Source organism: Mameliella sp. CS4 (genome assembly GCF_019392335.1).
GTDB lineage: Bacteria > Pseudomonadota > Alphaproteobacteria > Rhodobacterales > Rhodobacteraceae > Antarctobacter.
In genome coordinates this window covers 128189-145748 of record NZ_JAHXRQ010000008.1, presented here as the reverse complement: position 1 = coordinate 145748, position 17560 = coordinate 128189, and the positions used below count along the sequence as shown (strand labels likewise).

The 17560-nt window shown below is 65.2% G+C and carries 17 protein-coding genes; 6 read left to right on the top strand and 11 right to left on the bottom strand.

Annotation, left to right across the window (positions count from 1 at the left end; all coding sequences use genetic code 11):
* Nucleotides 1–9 precede the first annotated feature (9 nt).
* The 6 genes from KZZ07_RS12115 (at nt 10) to KZZ07_RS12090 (ending at nt 6621) form a co-directional block, all read left to right on the top strand.
* A complete protein-coding gene (locus KZZ07_RS12115) occupies nt 10–1392 on the top strand; it encodes an aldehyde dehydrogenase family protein (RefSeq protein ID WP_219514445.1) in 1383 nt (460 codons plus the stop codon).
* Nucleotides 1389–2534: an iron-containing alcohol dehydrogenase gene (locus KZZ07_RS12110; RefSeq protein ID WP_219514444.1), complete on the top strand. Its 1146-nt coding sequence runs from the start codon at nt 1389–1391 to the stop codon at nt 2532–2534. The genes KZZ07_RS12115 and KZZ07_RS12110 overlap by 4 nt, the downstream gene beginning before the upstream one ends.
* A 166-nt stretch (nt 2535–2700) precedes the next feature.
* Nucleotides 2701–3762: an extracellular solute-binding protein gene (locus KZZ07_RS12105; RefSeq protein ID WP_219514442.1), complete on the top strand. Its 1062-nt coding sequence runs from the start codon at nt 2701–2703 to the stop codon at nt 3760–3762.
* Nucleotides 3763–3819: 57 nt separating this feature from the next.
* The gene (locus tag KZZ07_RS12100) at nt 3820–4911 is read left to right on the top strand and encodes an ABC transporter ATP-binding protein (protein WP_219514440.1); all 1092 of its coding nucleotides are present in this window, start codon (nt 3820–3822) and stop codon (nt 4909–4911) included.
* Nucleotides 4911–5768, top strand: coding sequence for an ABC transporter permease (locus KZZ07_RS12095; RefSeq protein ID WP_219514438.1), 858 nt, complete (start codon nt 4911–4913; stop codon nt 5766–5768). Before KZZ07_RS12100 ends, KZZ07_RS12095 begins: the two co-directional genes overlap by 1 nt.
* Nucleotides 5769–5772: 4 nt before the next feature.
* Nucleotides 5773–6621 carry an ABC transporter permease gene (locus KZZ07_RS12090; protein ID WP_219514435.1) on the top strand — a complete coding sequence of 283 codons (849 nt, stop codon included), beginning with the start codon at nt 5773–5775 and terminating at the stop codon, nt 6619–6621.
* Nucleotides 6622–6628: 7 nt separating this feature from the next.
* On the opposite strand, the gene KZZ07_RS12085 is transcribed toward KZZ07_RS12090, so the two are convergent.
* From KZZ07_RS12085 to KZZ07_RS12035, 11 genes are all read right to left on the bottom strand, one after another.
* On the bottom strand, nt 6629–7408 hold the full coding sequence (locus tag KZZ07_RS12085; RefSeq protein WP_219514434.1) for an ABC transporter ATP-binding protein: 780 nt from the start codon (nt 7406–7408) through the stop codon (nt 6629–6631).
* On the bottom strand, nt 7408–8394 hold the full coding sequence (locus tag KZZ07_RS12080; RefSeq protein WP_370631140.1) for a FecCD family ABC transporter permease: 987 nt from the start codon (nt 8392–8394) through the stop codon (nt 7408–7410). The genes KZZ07_RS12085 and KZZ07_RS12080 overlap by 1 nt, the downstream gene beginning before the upstream one ends.
* Nucleotides 8391–9419, bottom strand: a complete 1029-nt coding sequence (locus KZZ07_RS12075; RefSeq protein ID WP_219514432.1) for an iron ABC transporter substrate-binding protein — start codon at nt 9417–9419, stop codon at nt 8391–8393. Before KZZ07_RS12075 ends, KZZ07_RS12080 begins: the two co-directional genes overlap by 4 nt.
* Nucleotides 9420–9446: 27 nt before the next feature.
* Nucleotides 9447–9926 (bottom strand): tRNA (N6-threonylcarbamoyladenosine(37)-N6)-methyltransferase TrmO, encoded by a 480-nt coding sequence (gene tsaA, locus KZZ07_RS12070; protein ID WP_219514431.1) that lies wholly within the window; start codon nt 9924–9926, stop codon nt 9447–9449.
* A gap of 67 nt (nt 9927–9993) precedes the next feature.
* Nucleotides 9994–10197 carry a formate dehydrogenase subunit delta gene (locus KZZ07_RS12065; RefSeq protein WP_219514430.1) on the bottom strand — a complete coding sequence of 68 codons (204 nt, stop codon included), beginning with the start codon at nt 10195–10197 and terminating at the stop codon, nt 9994–9996.
* Entirely contained in the window at nt 10187–11008 is an 822-nt protein-coding gene (gene fdhD, locus KZZ07_RS12060; RefSeq protein ID WP_219514429.1) for a formate dehydrogenase accessory sulfurtransferase FdhD, read from the bottom strand. Before fdhD ends, KZZ07_RS12065 begins: the two co-directional genes overlap by 11 nt.
* The gene (gene fdhF, locus KZZ07_RS12055; protein WP_219514428.1) at nt 11005–13902 is read right to left on the bottom strand and encodes a formate dehydrogenase subunit alpha; all 2898 of its coding nucleotides are present in this window, start codon (nt 13900–13902) and stop codon (nt 11005–11007) included. Before fdhF ends, fdhD begins: the two co-directional genes overlap by 4 nt.
* Nucleotides 13899–15407, bottom strand: a complete 1509-nt coding sequence (locus KZZ07_RS12050) for an NADH-ubiquinone oxidoreductase-F iron-sulfur binding region domain-containing protein (protein ID WP_219514426.1) — start codon at nt 15405–15407, stop codon at nt 13899–13901. Before KZZ07_RS12050 ends, fdhF begins: the two co-directional genes overlap by 4 nt.
* Nucleotides 15404–15877: a formate dehydrogenase subunit gamma gene (locus tag KZZ07_RS12045; RefSeq protein ID WP_219514425.1), complete on the bottom strand. Its 474-nt coding sequence runs from the start codon at nt 15875–15877 to the stop codon at nt 15404–15406. The genes KZZ07_RS12050 and KZZ07_RS12045 overlap by 4 nt, the downstream gene beginning before the upstream one ends.
* A gap of 89 nt (nt 15878–15966) precedes the next feature.
* Nucleotides 15967–16851: a LysR family transcriptional regulator gene (locus KZZ07_RS12040; protein WP_219514424.1), complete on the bottom strand. Its 885-nt coding sequence runs from the start codon at nt 16849–16851 to the stop codon at nt 15967–15969.
* A gap of 74 nt (nt 16852–16925) precedes the next feature.
* Nucleotides 16926–17522, bottom strand: a complete 597-nt coding sequence (locus tag KZZ07_RS12035; protein WP_219514423.1) for a TetR/AcrR family transcriptional regulator — start codon at nt 17520–17522, stop codon at nt 16926–16928.
* Nucleotides 17523–17560 lie beyond the last annotated feature (38 nt).

Here is a 17560-nt window from a genome sequence, read left to right as displayed (position 1 = left end):
GAGGACAGAATGAGCAATACTTTGAAATGCATCTCCCCCATCGACGGCTCGGTCTTTGCCGAACGCCCCACGCTGTCGCTGGACGAGGCGAAAACCGCCGCCGCGAAGGGCCGTGCCGCGCAGGCCGCCTGGGCCGCCCGCCCCTTGCAGGAGCGGGTCGATCTGGTCATGGCGGGCGTCGCCGCCGTAGGCGCGATGAACGACGAGATCGTGCCGGAACTGGCGCACATGATGGGCCGCCCGGTGCGCTTTGGCGGGGAATTCGGCGGTTTCGATGAACGCGCCTCGCACATGGCGGCAATCGCGGCAGAGGCGCTGGCCCCGATTGAGGTCGGCGAGGACGAGACATTCAAACGGTACATCAAGCGCGTGCCGCTGGGGCTGGTGCTGGTGGTCGCGCCCTGGAACTATCCCTACATGACCGCCATCAACACCGTGGCCCCGGCCCTGATCGCGGGCAACACCGTGATTCTGAAACACGCCACCCAGACCCTGCTGGTGGGCGAGCGCATGGCGCGGGCCTTCCACTCGGTCGGCGTGCCCGAAGAGGTTTTCCAGAACGTCTTTCTGAGCCATGACACGACCTCTGACCTGATCGCCGCCAACGCCTTTGACTTCGTGAACTTCACCGGATCGGTGGGCGGCGGCAAGGCGATGGAACGGGCGGCGGCGGGGACCTTTACCGGCATCGGGCTGGAACTGGGCGGCAAGGACCCGGGCTATGTCATGGAGGATGCGGATGTCGATGCCGCCGTCGATACGCTGATCGACGGGGCGATGTTCAATTCCGGCCAGTGCTGCTGCGGGATCGAACGGATCTACGTTCATGAATCGCTTTTCGACAGCTTCCTTGAAAAGGCGCTGGCGGTTGTCCGGGGCTACAAGATGGGCAACCCGCTGGACCAGGACACCACAATCGGCCCGATGGCAAACGTCCGGTTCGCGCAAGAGGTCCGCGCCCAGATCAAGGAAGCCGTCGAGGCCGGCGCCACCGCCCATATCGACACTTTCCCCGAGGATGACGGCGGCACCTACCTGACGCCGCAGATCCTGACCGACGTGACCCATGACATGCGCGTCATGCGCGATGAAAGCTTTGGCCCCGTGGTCGGCATCATGAAGGTCAAGGGTGACGAAGAGGCCATCGCGCTGATGAACGACAGCGATTTCGGCCTGACCGCCTCGCTCTGGACACAGGACGTTGCGCGCGCCGAACGGGTCGGCGACCGGATCGAGACAGGCACCGTCTTCATGAACCGGGCCGATTACCTTGACCCCGGCCTGTGCTGGACCGGCTGCAAGCAGACCGGACGCGGCGGCGGCCTGTCCGTCATCGGCTATCACAACCTCACACGCCCCAAATCCTATCACTTGAAGAAGGTGACGAAATGAGCCTGACCGGAAACTGGTCCTACCCCACCGCCATCAAGTTCGGCGCGGGCCGTATCTCTGAACTGCCGGGCGCCTGCGCGCAGGCGGGTATCTCTCGCCCGCTGCTGGTCACGGATCGCGGACTGGCCGACCTGCCGATCACCGCCCAGACGCTGGACGTTCTGGACAAGGCCGGGCTTGGCCGCGCGCTGTTCGCCGATGTGGACCCGAACCCCAACGAAAAGAACCTCGCCGCCGGGGTGAAGGCCTATAACGACGGCGGCCATGACGGCGTGATCGCCTTTGGCGGCGGCTCTGGCCTGGACCTGGGCAAGATGGTCGCCTTCATGGCCGGTCAGACGCGCCCGGTCTGGGATTTCGAGGATATCGGCGACTGGTGGACCCGTGCCGATGCGGATGTGATCGCCCCCATCGTCGCCGTGCCGACCACCGCCGGAACGGGGTCCGAGGTGGGGCGCGCCAGCGTCATCACCAATTCCGAGACGCATGAGAAGAAGATCATCTTTCACCCCAAGGTGCTGCCCGAGGTCGTCATCTGCGACCCGGAACTGACCGTCGGCATGCCGGGCTTCATCACCGCGGGCACCGGACTTGATGCCTTTGCCCATTGTGTCGAGGCCTACAGCAGCCCGCACTACCACCCGATGAGCCAGGGTATCGCGCTGGAAGGCATGCGACTGGTCAAGGAATACCTACCCCGTGCCTTCGCCAACGGCCAGGACATCGAGGCCCGCGCCCAGATGATGAGCGCGGCCATGATGGGCGCCACTGCCTTTCAAAAGGGACTGGGCGCCATCCACGCCATGAGCCACCCCATCGGCGCGCATTTCAACACCCACCACGGCACGACCAACGCGGTTTGCATGCCGACGGTGCTGGCGTTCAACGCCGATGCCATCCGCGACCGATTTGACACGGCATCAGCCTATCTCGGCATCGACGGCGGCTTTGACGGGTTCCGCGCCTTCGTGCAGGATCTCAACGACAGCCTGAACATCCCGCGCACCCTGTCCGATCTCGGCGTGACCGAAGAAGCGATCCCGACGCTGGTCAAGGGCGCGATCATCGACCCGTCCTGCGGCGGAAACCCGATCGAACTGACCGAGCAGAACCTGACAGCGCTGTTCAAGGCGGCGCTCTGATCCCTGCACCCGGCGGAGCTTCCGCCGGGGCAACCTTCTGGAATCGCACTGATTTCATGTAAACGTCAAACAAGAGGCCCATAAGGCCCAAATCGCGTCCCGGTTCCCTCCTGCCCTTTCCCGGCAGGCCCCGGGACAGAACCACGACCCGACAGAGGAGAGACCCATGTCCAGAACCATCCTATTGACCACCACCCTGATCGCGGGGATGGCCACCACGGCCTCCGCCGACACGCTGCGCCTGCTGACCTGGGGCGGCTACGCCCCCGACGAGGTCATCGAGCTGTTCGAGCAGAAGACCGGTCACACCGTCGAGGTGACCAAGTCCAACAACGAGGAAATGATCGCCAAGCTGCGCGCCACCGGCGGCGGCGGGTTCGACCTGGTCCAGCCCAGCCAGGACCGCGTCATGGGTCCGCAGATGGAATTCGGCATCTACAAGCCTATCGACATGTCCAAAATCGACGAGTCGCTGTTCATCCCCTCGATGCTGATGGCCACGATGGCCAACACCACCGTGAACGACGAAGTCTATGGCGTGCCGCACGTCTGGGGCACCTCCGGCCTGGTGCTGAACACCGCCGAGGCGGGTGACACGGTCAAAGACTACACCGACCTCTGCGATCCGGCCGTCGCAGGCAAGGTGACTTACCGCCTGAAGCGCCCGACGCTGATCGGCTTTGCCTTCGCGATGGGTGAAGATCCCTTTGCTGCCTACGGCGACGAGGAAAAATACAAGGAGATCATGGGCAAGGTCGAAGCCAAGCTGGCCGAGTGCAAACCCAACGTCAAAACCTACTGGGGTGGCGGCGACGAGCTGATGAACCTTGTCCGTTCGGGCGAAGTCACCGCCTCGATGGCCTGGGACACCGGCGGCTGGAAGCTGAACGACGACAACGCCGACATCACCTTTGTCGCCCCGGCCTCGGGCGCTCTGGGTTGGATCGACACCTTTGTCCTGCCCGCCAAGGGCCAGGCCGACGATGTCGCCTATGAGTGGATCAACTTTGTCATGCAGCCGGAAATCGCGGCCATGATCACCGCGGCAGCCGGCAACTTCACCGCCTCCGCCGGAGCGGACGAATACGTCGAGGACGGGCTGAAGGCCAAGTACCAGAACAGCTTCCCGCAGGAGGCCATCGACAACATCAAGTGGTATCCGCCGGTTCCCGCCGGTCTGGAAGCCATCGAAGGCGAGGTCCTGGACCGCGTCCAGGCCGCCAACTGATCTGACACGGGCGGCACCCGGTGTTCCGGGTGCCGCCACATTGAACGGACGTCCCGAATGACCCCTGATCTCGAATGCACCGACCTCGTCAAACGGTTCGGTGAGACAACCGCCGTCGACAACGTGTCCTTTTCCGTGCCGCCGGGCAGTTTCTTTTCGATTCTGGGGCCCTCGGGTTGCGGCAAGACGACGATCATGCGGATGATTGCGGGGTTTCTCGATCCGACCTCCGGGGATATCCGGATCAAGGGCGGATCCGTCCTGGACACACCGCCGAACAAGCGCCCGGTGAACATGGTGTTCCAGCATCTGGCCCTGTTTCCCATGATGACCATTGCGGAAAACATCGGCTACGGGCTGCGGCGGCAGAAGATGCCCAAGGACCAGATCGCCCGCAAGGTTGACGAGGCGTTGGACCGCATCGGCCTGCCCGGGATCGGCGGGCGCAAGGTCGATGAGCTGTCGGGTGGTCAGAAACAGCGCGTCGCCATCGCCCGCTGCATGGTTCTGGAACCGGACGTTCTGCTGCTGGACGAGCCTTTGGGCGCGCTGGACCTGAAGCTGCGCGAACACATGAAGGTGGAACTCAAGGCGCTGCAGGCGGCCTTTGACACCACATTTGTCTACATCACCCACGACCAGTCCGAGGCGCTGGTGATGTCCGACCAGATCGCCGTCATGAATGCCGGACGGTTCGAGCAGGTCGGCACCGGGCAGGATTTGTATTATCGCCCCGAAACGCCTTTTGTCGCCGGGTTCATCGGCGAGGCGAACCGCTGGAAAGGCCGCATCGACCGCGTCGAGGGCAAGGCCCTGCAGATGCGCACCGACAGCGGGCTGGCCATGCAGGCGACTGCCGCAGGGCCGATGACCACAGGCGATACGGCAGAGATCTTTGTCCGCCCGGAATCCATCCGCCTTGCCGCCAGCGCCGAGGCGCTGAGCGGGTTCGACAACCAGCTGCAAGGGAAGGTGACAAGCATCCTGTTCAACGGCGCCGCCTCGCGCGTTCTGGTCCAGGATGATGCGGGCGAAACGCTGGAGGTCACCTTGCCCCAGTCCGGGGAATTTGACGCGCTGAAACGGGGCGATGCGGTGCACATCGGCTGGGGCGCGGCGCAGGCGACCTGTTTCAAGGGGGCAATCTGATGCGCAGCCATGCCCGCATCGGATTCATCCTGTTGCTGACACCGCTGGTCCTGTGGCTGGGCCTGCTGATCGTCATTCCGCATATCGACATGTTCCTCATCTCGATCCGCGAACGCATCAGCTTTGGCGTCTACGAGACCAGCCTGGCGCAATACGAAAAGGCGCTGACAGAGCCGCTTTATCTGCGGACGTTCTGGCGCACGGCGGTGATGTCGGTGCTGGCCACGGCCATCACGCTGGTGATCGCCTTTCCGGTTTCCTACTACATCGCCAAGATGGCCAAGGGCCGCCTGCAGCAGGTGCTGTTTATGCTGTGCCTCATTCCCTTCTACGTTTCGGAACTGGTGCGCACATTCGGCTGGATGATCCTGCTGCGCGAAACCGGGCTGGTGTCGACCCTGCTGCAATGGGCGGGCCTGGCCGATCAGCCGGTCGAGATGCTGTACACCGATGCCACCATGATGGTCGGCCTTGTCTATACCTCGATGCTGTTCATGGTGGTGCCGCTGGTCACGACGCTGGAAAGCCTAGACGACAGCGTGATCGAGGCGGGCTATGACCTTGGCGGCAACGGGGTGTCGGTGCTGCGGGAAATCATCATCCCCCATGCCATGCCCGGGATCGTGTCGGGCTGCATCGTGGTCTTCATGCTGTCGCTGGGCAATTACCTGACCCCGACCATGCTGGGCGGCAAGGACAGCCTGTGGTTCACCGAGATGATCTACAACCAGTTCATCGTCCGCTCCAACTGGGAGCTGGGCGCCGCCTTCGGCTTCATGCTGCTGGTGCTCTCCTCGGTGATCGTCTGGGGGATGCTGCGCCTGACGGGGCGCACCCTGCAGGAAACGATGGGATAAGCCGATGATCCCCACCATTCCCCAATCCCGCAGCTTTCGCCTGATCTACGGCAGCTACGTGCTGCTGTTCTTCCTCTACCTCGCCTTGCCTCTGACCGTGGTCGCGGTCTTTGCCTTCAACGACAGCCAGTTCCCCTCTCTTCCCTGGGAGGGGTTCACCTGGAACTGGTTCTTTGGCGAGGACCGCCCGCAGATCGGAGTGTTCCACGAACGCGGCATCCTGCGGGCCGTGGGCACCTCGGCCTTTGTCGCCGCCTGCGTCGCGGTGCTGTCGGTCTGCGTCGGGACCACAAATGCCTTTTTGTTCAACCGCTACGACTTTCGGGGCAAGGGGCTGCTTTACGTTCTGATGCTGTTGCCGCTGGTCATTCCCGGCATCGTGCTGGGCATCTCCATCCTCGTCTTTTCGTCGACCCTGGCGAACGGCATCTGGGACCTTGCCCAGATGGATATCCAGGCACTGCGTCCCGGCTTGCTGCTGGTCATCCTGGGGCAGTTCAGCTTTATCACCACGATCGCCACGCTGGTCATCACCGCGCGGTTGCAGAAGTTCGACCGCACGCTGGAAGAGGCGGCGCTGAACCTGGGCGCGACGCGGCTGACGGCGGTGCGCACGATCACCATTCCCTTCCTGATGCCGGCGATGATCGGCGCGGTGGTCGTGGCCTTCCTGATGAGCTTCGAGAACTTCAACACCACGCTGATGCTGGTCGGCTCTGACGCGCCGCTGACCATCGCCATGTTCGACCGACTGAAAGAGGGGTCTACGCCGCTGTTGAACGCGGTGTCCCTGCTGCTGATGCTGGGGTCGTCGCTGCTGGCGCTGGTGGTGATCCTGTTCCAGCGCCGCTGAGCGCAGGTTACGTCACGGCAGGCAGGCAGACACGGCGGCCGCTGGTCGTGGTCTCGACCGTGATCGGCATGCCGTAGACCGTACTCAGGCGCGGGCCGTCCAGGATTTCCGAGGCCGCGCCCTGGGCCAGGATGCCGCCCCGGTGCATCAGAACCACACGCGCATCCAGCGCAAAGGCCTGGTCGGGATCATGGGTCGACAGGACGACGCTGCGCCCGTCGTCCAGCGCGCCGGAAACCAGCGCGGCGATCCGCGACAGGACCTGCGCCTGGTTGCCGAAATCCAGGCTGGCGGTCGGCTCGTCCATGACAATCAGCGGCGCCTCCTGCGCCAGGGCGCGGGCGATCAGGACCAACTGGCGCTGACCGCCGGAAAGCTGCGCATAGTTGTGCCCGGCAAGGTCCGCGATCCCCAGGTGATCCATCGCATCCAGCGCCGTGGCCCGGTCGGTCCGGCCCGGCTGCCCAAACGCCCCCAGCCGCGCGGTGCGCCCCATCAGGACAACCTCCAACGCCTCAAAGGGAAAAGGCGGCGCATGGGCCTGCGGGACATAGGCGATCCGGCGCGCGATCTCGGCCCGGGTCAGGGCGGTGACGGGCCGCCCCCCCAGCAACACGTCACCCGCAAGCGCCGGCAGCAGCCCCATCAGGGTGCGGAACAGAGTGGTCTTGCCACAGCCATTTGGCCCCAGCAGGCACAGCACCTCGCCCGGCGCCACCCGCAGCGACAGGCCACTGCCAACACGGGTCTTGCCGTGGCCGATGGACAGGGCGCGGGCCTCCAGCATCAGGACCAGCCCCGGCGCCCGCGCGCCAGCAGGACCACGAAAAAGGGCGCGCCAATTACCGCCGTCAGGATGCCCAGCGGCACCTCGACCGGGGCGATGGACCGCGCCAGCGTGTCCACCGCCAGCAGGTAGCCCGCCCCGATCAGGGCCGAGACCGGCAACAAGCGCCCGAACCCCGGCCCGACCAGCATCCGCGCCACATGCGGGATCACCAGCCCGACCCAGCCGACGACACCAGCCAGCGCGGTCACACTGGCCGTGACCAGCGTCGCAGAGGCGATCACCAGGAACCGGGTGTGCCCGGCCTCGACGCCCAGCGCGCGGGCCTCTTCGTCGCCCATCGACAACACGTTGATCCGCCAGCGCAGCAGCGTCAGCGGCACAAGCCCGACCAGCACGGCGGGCAAGGCCGGCAGGATGTCGGCAGAGGTGACAGAGGCCAGCGACCCCAGCAGCCAAAAGGTGATCGCCGGCAGTTGGTCATAGGGATCGGCCAGCACCTTGAGCAGAGAGGTCGCGGCCCCGGCCAACGCCCCGATCACCACCCCCACTAGAACCAATGTCAGGGTTCGGTCGGCGCCGCGCACGGCGGTCGCCACCAGCGTCACCACACCCACGGCAACCATGCCGGCGACAAAGGCAGAGGCCTGAATTGCCGCCACCGGCAGGGACAGAAAGATCCCCGCCACGGCCCCCAGTCCCGCGCCCGCCGACACGCCCAGGATGTCCGGAGAGACCAGCGGATTGCGAAACAGCGCCTGGTAGCTGGCCCCTGCGGCGGCCAGCGCCGCGCCGACCAGCAAGGCGGCGGCGACGCGCGGCAGGCGGATATTCCAGATCACGATCCGGGCCTGCGGATCGCCCTGCCCGACAAGGGTCCGCAAAACCTCGCCCGGCGACAGGCCGAACGGCCCCACCATCACGGCCCCAAAGGCCATGAGCACCAGCACAAGCGCCAGCAGCAGGGGCAGCGCGGGCCGGCTCACTCTGGCGGGCGTCCTTCGGCCCACTCCAGCAGACGATCAAGCGCGTCCTCGGACAGGTCGACGTGATACCATTGCGCGTAGAATTCCCGCGCCTCCTTGCGCAACTCTCCCGGCCAGCGGTCGGGATACATCAGCCCCGCCATCCAGGTGAGTCCCATCATCCGGTTCAGCGAAGGCGGGCGGTCGATCCAGCCAAAGGGCGCCGTGGGCGACAGGTAGACACGCCGTTTCTGAACGGCGTCGACACCCTGCCACAGGGGATCCTCCCAGACCCGGTCAAAGAAGGTCCGGTCCCAGGTCACGACCAGATCGGGATTGGCGACGATGACCTGTTCCATCGAGGCCCTGACCAGCCCGAGCGTCGCACCACCGTCATCGGCCACGTTGCGTCCGCCCGCGCGCTCGATGATCTCGGTGTTGATCGAGCCTTTCATGCCGGTTTCCAGCCCATCCGGCCCGCGCGCCAGGTAAACGCGGGGGCGGGCCTCCTCGGGGATTTCGCTCAGCAGCGCGTCGATGCTGGCAAAGCGCGCCTCGGCATCCGCCGCCAGCGCCTCGCCACGGTCCGGAACACCCAACGCCTCGCCCAACAGGCGCAGGGCCTGGGGGGTGTTTTCGAACCGGCCATCGATCAACAGGTAGGGAATGCCGGTTTGCGCCTGCACCCGATCCGCCAGGTCGATATAGGTGTCCCGGACAGAGCCGAAATCGACGATCAGGTCGGGCTTGATCTGCAGCACCCGTTCCAGGTTGGCCTCACCGCCGCGCCCGGTCAGACGGCCGGTTTCAGGCAGGTCGCGGAAGGGTTCGGCGATATAGGCCCGTTCCTCGGCGCGCAGCGCCCGGGGCCAGCCGGTCAGGGCCTCGGGCTTCAGCACGTAAACCAGGACAGAGGCGGGCGGCCCGGCGGCAAAAACGGTGGTCACCTCGTCGGGCACCTCGACGACGCGGCCCGCGCTGTCGGTGATTGTAAGTGCGCCCAGAGGCGTGGCCAGCAGCGCGAGGAACAGGAACAGAAATCGCAAAGTGCCCTCCTTCGAAAAGCGAAATCGTCAACTCTCGCCCGGCTTCGGCGGCGCCTTGGGCGTAAACAGGCAACGGTCCGGCTTGAGGTCGATCAGCGGGGTGCCGTCGACACAATCCAGTCCGCGCACAATGAGGTCCGCCCCCTCGATCCGCAACAGTTTTACCAGTGACGTGCCGATGGGGTTGGGCCGCCCCGGAGAGCGCAGGGCAAAGGTGCCAAAGATCCGTCCGTCATTCTTTGGGCTCTGGGTCAGCAGGTCCCGCCGCGCCAGCCCCAGCCAGTAGAGGACCTCGATACTGTCATACGCCCCCAACCCTGCCAGCGCCGGTTGCCATTCCGGGTTCAGGCGGATGCGGCATTCCGGCCCGTCCAGCCGCCCTTGTCGCGGGCAGGTATCCCGGTTGTGCCAAGGTGTGCGGACGGTGCCGATGAAGCGCAACGCCGCGTCCCCGGCCGGGCCGAGGTCAAGCGCGCGTTCCCCTGCGCGGAGGCTGGTGCCCGTCATGCCGCGCCCCTTTTGTCGGCACGACTGTCCGTCAGATCAAGCCTGCCCACGTCGGGCGCGGCATTGGTCATATCTGCGCGGCGGCCCGGACAACCACCTCGTCCAGCCCGTCACCGCCCTGCGCGACATGGCTGCGCAACTGCTCGCGCATGCGCGGCTCCCAGAAATCCGAGATATGCGCCGCGACGCGCGCGGGGGCGTCCTCGTTCGGCTGGGTCTTGAAAAACGTGGCGATCTGGTTCGCCATGCGGATCATCTTGTCAGGCGACATGCGGAGCCTCCTCGGTGATGCGGTACGGGTGGGAATAGATGTCGAAACCGCCGCCCCGGGCAAAGGCGGCCAGGGTGATCCCGGCCTCCTGCGCCAGGCGGACAGCGGCGCCGGTGGGGGCGGACACGGCAACAAGGACCGGAATTCCGGCCAGCGCGCATTTCTGGACCAGTTCAATCGACAGGCGCGAGGTCATGACGGCGGCGCCCTGCGAGGCATCGCCCCCCTCATGCGCCAGCGCGCCGATGAGCTTGTCCAGCGCGTTGTGCCGCCCCACGTCCTCGCGCGCCATGTAGACGCTGCGCCCAGAGGTCATGAAGCCCGCCGCATGGGTGGCGCGGGTCATGTCATGCAGGCGCTGATGACGGCGCAACGCATCGGTCGCGCGGGCAACCTCGGCCACCGTCAACCGCAGGTCAGAGGTCACGTGCGGGACATGACGCACCGCCTGCTCCAGGCTGTCGATCCCGCAAAGGCCGCAGCCCACCGGCCCCGCCATGAAGCGCCGTCGCTCGGACAGGGCGCGGGCGCACCCGTCCTCCAGCAGAAAGCGTGCCTCGATGCCCTGCGCGTGTTCGACGATTTCAAAATCGTCGACCTGCGAGGGGTCACTGACGATGCCCTCTGTCAGGGCAAAGCCGAGGGCGAAATCCGCCAGGTCGGAGGGGCTGGCCATCATGACCGCCTGTGTGGTGCCGTTGAAGACCAGCGCCACCGGCACCTCCTCGGGCAGTGTGCGGTGGATCGCCAGCGTGCTCTCGGACTGGTGCGACCGGCCCGAGGCGCTGACGGTTGCAGAGCGCGCGCTCATTCCGCTGCCGGAAGGATACGGCGCGACCGTTCGGCCTGGGCGGCGTAGTCCTCTTGCCAATCGGTCGGCCCGTTCGAGGGCGCGACCTGCACCGCCGTCACCTTGTATTCCGGGCAGTTCGTGGCCCAGTCAGAATAGTCCGTGGTGATGACGTTGGCCTGCGTGTCCGGGTGGTGGAAGGTGGTATAGACCACGCCGGGGCTGACCCGGTCGGTCACTGTGGCCTTCAGCGTCGTTTCCCCCGAGCGCGAGGCCAGCCGCACCCAGTCGCCATCGTTGAGGCCACGGTTCTCGGCGTCATGCGGGTGGATTTCCAGCACGTCGGCCTCGTGCCAGACCACGTTTTCCGTGCGCCGGGTCTGCGCGCCGACGTTATACTGGGACAGGATGCGCCCGGTGGTCAGCAAGAGCGGGAAACGCGGGCCGGTCTTTTCATCGGTGGCAACGTATTCGGTGACGATGAACCGCCCCTTGCCGCGCACAAACTCATCGACATGCATCAGCGGCGTGCCTTCGGGATGCGCCTCGTTGCAGGGCCATTGCACCGACCCTTTTTCCTCCAGCAGGGCATAGTCCACCCCGGCGAAAGAGGGCGTCGTGGCGGCGATTTCCTCCATGATCTGGCTGGGATGCGTATAGGACCAGCCCGCCCCCATCGCATTTGCCAGCAGCTGCGTCACCTCCCAGTCGGCATAGCCGTTCTTGGGCGCCATGACGCGGCGCACGCGGTTGATGCGGCGTTCGGCATTGGTAAAGGTGCCGTCCTTTTCCAGGAAGGTCGACCCCGGCAGGAAGACATGCGCGTAGTTGGCCGTCTCGTTCAGGAAGAGGTCATGCACGATGACGCATTCCATCGCCGCAAGCCCCGCCGCGACATGTTTGGTGTCCGGGTCCGATTGCAGGATATCCTCGCCCTGGCAGTACAGCCCCTTGAAGGTGCCCTCGACCGCCGCGTCCAGCATGTTGGGAATACGCAGGCCGGGTTCCGGGTCGATCTCGACACCCCAGGTGGTCTCGAACACTTCACGCACTTCGGGCAGTTTCACATGGCGATACCCCGGCAGTTCATGCGGGAAGCTGCCCATGTCGCAGGAGCCCTGCACATTGTTCTGGCCGCGCAGCGGGTTCACACCCACGCCGGGCCGCCCGACATTGCCGGTCAGCATGGCGAGGTTGGCAATGCCCATGACGGTGGTCGACCCCTGGCTGTGCTCGGTCACGCCGAGGCCGTAGTAGATCGCGCCATTGCCACCCCGGGCAAAGGTCCGCGCGGCGGCCCGCAGGTCCTGCGCTTTGACGCCGGTCAGCAGGGCCGTCGCCTCGGGCGAGTGACGCGGTTCGCTGACGAATTCGGCGTAGACTTGGAATTCGTCCCAGTCGCAGCGGGTGCGAATGAACGCTTCATCCATCAGCCCCTCGGTCACGATCACATGCGCCAGCGCCGTGACCACGGCAACGTTGGTACCGGGTTTCAGCGCCAGGTGATGCGCCGCCTCGATATGGGCGGATTTCACCAGGTCGATCCGGCGCGGGTCGATGACGATCAGCTTGGCCCCTGCCCGCAGGCGTTTCTTGAGCCGTGAGGCAAAGACCGGGTGGCCGTCAGTGGGGTTGGCCCCGATCACGATGACCACGTCTGTCTGTTCGACACTGTCGAAATCCTGCGTGCCGGCGCTGGTGCCGAAGGTCTGGCGAAGGCCATAGCCGGTGGGCGAATGGCAGACGCGGGCGCAGGTGTCGGTGTTGTTGTTGCCAAAGACCGCGCGGGTCAGCTTCTGCACCAGGTAGGTTTCCTCGTTGGTGCAGCGGCTGGAGGTGATGACACCGATGCTTTTCTTGCCATGCTTTTCCTGAAGGCCGCGCATGCGGCCAGCGGCAAAGCTCAGCGCCTCATCCCAGCTGACCTCGCGCCAGGGCTCGTCGATCGTGTCGCGGATCATCGGGTTCAGGATGCGGTCCTTGTGGTTGGCATAGCCATAGGCAAAGCGGCCCTTGACGCAGCTATGCCCCCGGTTCGCCTTGCCGTGCTTGTAGGGCACCATCCGCACCAGTTCGTCGCCCTGCATTTCCGCCTTGAAGGAACAACCGACACCGCAATAGGCGCAGGTGGTCACGACGGACCGATCCGGCGTGCCCATCTCGATCACGGATTTTTCCTGCAGGGTCGCGGTGGGGCAGGCCTGCACGCAGGCGCCGCAACTGACACAGTCCGACGCCAGGAAATCGTCCCCGACGCCACCCGCAGACACCCGGCTGTCGAACCCGCGCCCCGAGATCGTCAGCGCAAAGGTGCCCTGCACCTCTTCGCAGGCGCGAACGCAGCGGTTGCAGACGATACACTTGGAGGGGTCGTAGGTAAAATAGGGGTTGCTGTCGTCCTTGGGCAGCCATTCCGGGTTGGCCTCACCGCTGGTGTTGCGGGCCTCGAAATGATTGGCAAACCCGCCCTGTTCGGGCGCCTTGTACCGCACGTCGCGCAGGCCGACGGCCCCGGCCATGTCCTGCAGCTCGCAATCGCCGTTGGCCGCGCAGGTCAGGCAATCCAGCGGGTGATCAGAGATATAGAGCTCCATAACGCCCTTGCGGATCTTGCGGACCTTGGCCGAGGTCGTGTCCACGACCATACCCGCCGCCACCGGCGTCGTGCAGGAGGCCGGCGTACCGCGACGGCCCTCGATCTCGACCGCGCAAAGGCGACAGGACCCGAAAGCCTCCAGGTTGTCCGAGGCGCAGAGCTTGGGCACCGAGATGCCGATCTCGGCGGCGGCGCGCATGACGCTGGTGCCCTCGGGGACGGTGACCTCGAATCCGTCGATGGTCAGGGTGACGGGCGCGCCCTGGCGGGCCGGGGTGCCCATGTCACGGTCGTCGGTCGGCAGGATAAAGTCCTTCATTCGGCGGCCTCCTTCTGGCGGGCGAAATCATCGGGGAAATGGGTAACGGCGGACATGACGGGGAAGGGCGTAAAGCCCCCCAGCGCGCAAAGCGATCCATCCGTCATCGTCTCGCAAAGGTCGGTCAGCAGGGGCAGCGCGGCGGCGTCGCCCTCGGCGATCCGGTCCAGCGTTTCGACGCCCCGCACGGCGCCGATCCGGCAAGGGGTACACTTGCCGCAGCTTTCCACGGCGCAGAATTCCATCGCAAAGCGCGCCATGCCCAGCATGTCGGTCCGGTCATCGAAGACGGTCAGGCCCGCGTGGCCGATCAGCCCGCCCGCCTGGTCGAACTCCTCGTATCCCAGGGGCGTGTCGAATTTCGACACCGGCATATACGCGCCCAAGGGGCCTCCCACCTGCACCGCCTTGACCGGGCGGCCTGAGGCCGTGCCGCCGCCGAGGTCGTTGACCACCTCGCCCAGCGAGATCCCAAAGGCGGTTTCGAACAGCCCGCCGCGCGCGACATTGCCCGCGATCTGCAGGGTCACGGTCCCGCGCGACCGGCCAAGGCCGAAGTCGGCGTAGTGTTTGGCCCCCTTCTCGAAGATCACCGGCACGGTCGCCAGGCTGATGACATTGTTCACCACCGTCGGGCGGCCAAGAAAGCCCTCCAGCGCCGGAAGCGGCGGCTTGGCCCGCACCACGCCACGCTTGCCTTCGAGCGAGTTGAGCAAGGACGTTTCCTCGCCGCAGACATAGGCGCCCGCGCCCTTGCGGATCTCCATGTCGAAAGCCCGGCCAGAGCCCAGCACGTCATTGCCCAGAACGCCCGCGGCGCGGGCCAGTTCCACCGCGCGGGTCATGACGGCGATAGCGTCCGGGTATTCGGAGCGGAGGTAGACATAGCCCTTGGTCGCGCCAACCCCCAGCCCGGCAATGGCCATGCCCTCGATCAGGGTAAAGGGGTCGCCCTCCATCACCATGCGGTCGGCAAAGGTGCCGCTGTCGCCCTCGTCGGCGTTGCAGACGATGTATTTCTGCGGCGCTTCGGCGTCATGCACCGTCTGCCACTTGATGCCCGTGGGAAAGCCGGCCCCGCCGCGACCGCGCAGGCCCGAGGTCTTCACCTCGTCGACGATCTGCTGGGCCGACAGGTCGAGCGCAACGCGCAGGCCCTTCAGCCCGCCATGCGCCTCGTAGTCGTCCAGCGACAGGGGATCGATCACGCCGACGCGGGCAAAGGTCAGGCGGGTCTGGCGCTTCATCCAGTCCAGCTCCTCGACCGGGCCAAGCGCCTTGGCGCTGGTGCCGTCAAGGATCGCAGCCGCATCGGAGGGTTCCGCCATGCCGAACCCGTGGCGCACCCCGTCGATGTCAACCTCGACCAGGGGTTCCAGCCAGATCATCCCACGTGTGCCGGTGCGGATGATCTCCGCATCAGGTGCTGCCGCGCGCAGGGCGGCAGCCACATCCTCGGCTCCCAGCGCCTTGGCGGCGCTGTCCATCGGAACGTAGATCTTCATGCGCCTGCCTCCGCCAGCAGTGTGTCCAGCCTGGCCGCATCGACGCGGCCCACCACGCGGTCATCCACCATCGCCGCCGGGGCACAGGCGCACAGACCCAGGCAATAGACAGGCTCGATCGTGACCGCCCCGTTGGGTGTCGTCCCGTGCCAGTCCAAACCCAGTTTCGACAGCAGGCCCTCGGCCAGTTCACTGCCGCCGACGGACTGGCAGGCCTCGGCGCGGCAAATCTTCAGCACATGGCGGCCTGCGGGCGCCTCGCGGAAGTCATGGTAAAAGCTGATGACCCCGTGCAGCTCCGCCCGGGTGATGTTCAGCGCCTCGCAGATCGGTGCGTGGGCCCCGGCCGGAATATGGCCGAAACTGTCCTGAATGGCATGCAGCAACGGCAGCAGCGGCCCTTCGAGGGACTGGTGCGCGGCGATGATGGTTTGCAGCTCGGCGGCGTCGAAATCGGCGCTGGCAGGCATGTCGTGGTCCTCCTGAATTGGCGCCAACTGGCACGTTCGGAGGGGGTCGCTTCAATAACGCTGTTCCGTCAGTCGATAGGAATTTTCTATCAAACCGGCGGCATCTTACGCGCTTCTTTCAATAATGCCTGCAGAACCGGCGTGCGCGGATCCCTGTGGGGCAGGATCAAACCGACCTTGTGGTAGCGTCCGGCGCCTTGCAGTGGGACCAGTGCAATGTCCTTCCCCGCTGCCAGGAATCGCGCCAGATCCCCCGGCAGAACCGTTATGCAATGCCCCTCGATCACGCTGGCCACCAACGCGATGACCGAATTCGTTTCGATGCAGGCGCTGGGCCTGACACCGTTCTTGATGAAGAGGCGGTTGATGATCCGCCGGTTCTGCATGTCGGGCGTCAGAAGGGCCAGTTGCACATCGCTCAGGGCAGACCATTCGACGCTGTCCTGCCCGGCGAATTGAGACGATTTCGCGCAAACAAGCACGTAGCTTTCTTCGTACAATTCGGCGGTATCGACCCGGCCCAGGGGTTCGTTGTCGAGATAGGAAATCCCGGCGTCCGCCTCGAAATCATCCAGCAATTGCAGGATCTCGCGTGAATTGCGCGACAGGATCCGGAACCTGACATTCGGGTGCTTGGCGGCGAAAACCGTGCAGAGGTGCCCGGCCCAGGACTGGGCCGTGGGGATCACGGCAAGTCGAACCTCGCCCGCCAGACCTTTTCGGCTCATCCGCATCTCGTCACGCAACTGGCGGGCATCACCGGTGATCCGCTTGGCCCATGTCAGTGCGGTCTGTCCTTCCGGGGTCAGCCCCCCGAATCGCGACCCGCGATACACCAACTGAACGCCAAGCTGCTCTTCGAGCTGCTTGATCCCCGCCGACAAGGTCGGTTGGGCGATATTCATACCCTCTGCGGCCCGCCCGAAATGGCCCTCACGGGCCAATGCGATGAACATTTCCAACTTGTCGAGCATGATATCACTTTCCTATCGAAACCAACCTGTTCGATCCCGAATTTCGATGGAAATGTCCAGAGGCGCGGCCTTGCCTATGTCGCCGACCCACCGTCCCCGGCCTTGGCGCTTTCGATAAGGACGCGGGCCATCTTTTCGGCCGTGCGGGCCGCCTCGGGCATGTTCCGAACATGCGCCGTGGCAATGGCCCCCTCTTTGAGCAGTGCCAGTTGCTCGGCCAGTTTTTCCGGCTCGGGAAGCTCCGCTTGGCGGCACAGCTCTGCAAGATAGTCTACGATCCGGCGTTTGTGTTCGGCAGCCAGCCGGTGCGCCGGATGGGCCTGGTCCCCGAACTCACCCGCAGCATTGATAAAGGCGCATCCGGAAAAACCCAGCCCCTTGAACGCCTTTCCCAGAAACCAAGTTTCAAGCGCAGAGAACATCGACAAGAGCCGCTCTTCGGGATCGGCTGACGCCTTTTCCATCTCAGCCATAAGCCAGTTGCGAAACCGTTCGTCGCGCAACTGCAAGGCGGCGAGGATCAATTCGTCTTTCGACCGGAAGTGCTTGTAGAGGGTCATCTTCGCCACGCCCGATTCGGCCAGGATGCGGTCGATGCCGGTCGCGTTGAAGCCGTGGATGTAGAAAAGTTTCAGGGCAGTTTCGACAAGGTCGTCACGACGCGACTTCAAAACGTTCCCTCCTGTTATCAGACAGTTCTGTATACTTA

Coding starts and splice junctions, on each gene's coding strand:
- KZZ07_RS12115 (WP_219514445.1), top strand. CDS start 10: ATGAGCAATACTTTGAAATGCATCTCCCCCATCGACGGCTCGGTCTTT.
- KZZ07_RS12110 (WP_219514444.1), top strand. CDS start 1,389: ATGAGCCTGACCGGAAACTGGTCCTACCCCACCGCCATCAAGTTCGGC.
- KZZ07_RS12105 (WP_219514442.1), top strand. CDS start 2,701: ATGTCCAGAACCATCCTATTGACCACCACCCTGATCGCGGGGATGGCC.
- KZZ07_RS12100 (WP_219514440.1), top strand. CDS start 3,820: ATGACCCCTGATCTCGAATGCACCGACCTCGTCAAACGGTTCGGTGAG.
- KZZ07_RS12095 (WP_219514438.1), top strand. CDS start 4,911: ATGCGCAGCCATGCCCGCATCGGATTCATCCTGTTGCTGACACCGCTG.
- KZZ07_RS12090 (WP_219514435.1), top strand. CDS start 5,773: ATGATCCCCACCATTCCCCAATCCCGCAGCTTTCGCCTGATCTACGGC.
- KZZ07_RS12085 (WP_219514434.1), bottom strand. CDS start 7,408: ATGCTGGAGGCCCGCGCCCTGTCCATCGGCCACGGCAAGACCCGTGTT.
- tsaA (WP_219514431.1), bottom strand. CDS start 9,926: ATGACGGGCACCAGCCTCCGCGCAGGGGAACGCGCGCTTGACCTCGGC.
- KZZ07_RS12065 (WP_219514430.1), bottom strand. CDS start 10,197: ATGTCGCCTGACAAGATGATCCGCATGGCGAACCAGATCGCCACGTTT.
- fdhD (WP_219514429.1), bottom strand. CDS start 11,008: ATGAGCGCGCGCTCTGCAACCGTCAGCGCCTCGGGCCGGTCGCACCAG.
- fdhF (WP_219514428.1), bottom strand. CDS start 13,902: ATGAAGGACTTTATCCTGCCGACCGACGACCGTGACATGGGCACCCCG.
- KZZ07_RS12050 (WP_219514426.1), bottom strand. CDS start 15,407: ATGAAGATCTACGTTCCGATGGACAGCGCCGCCAAGGCGCTGGGAGCC.
- KZZ07_RS12045 (WP_219514425.1), bottom strand. CDS start 15,877: ATGCCTGCCAGCGCCGATTTCGACGCCGCCGAGCTGCAAACCATCATC.
- KZZ07_RS12040 (WP_219514424.1), bottom strand. CDS start 16,851: ATGCTCGACAAGTTGGAAATGTTCATCGCATTGGCCCGTGAGGGCCAT.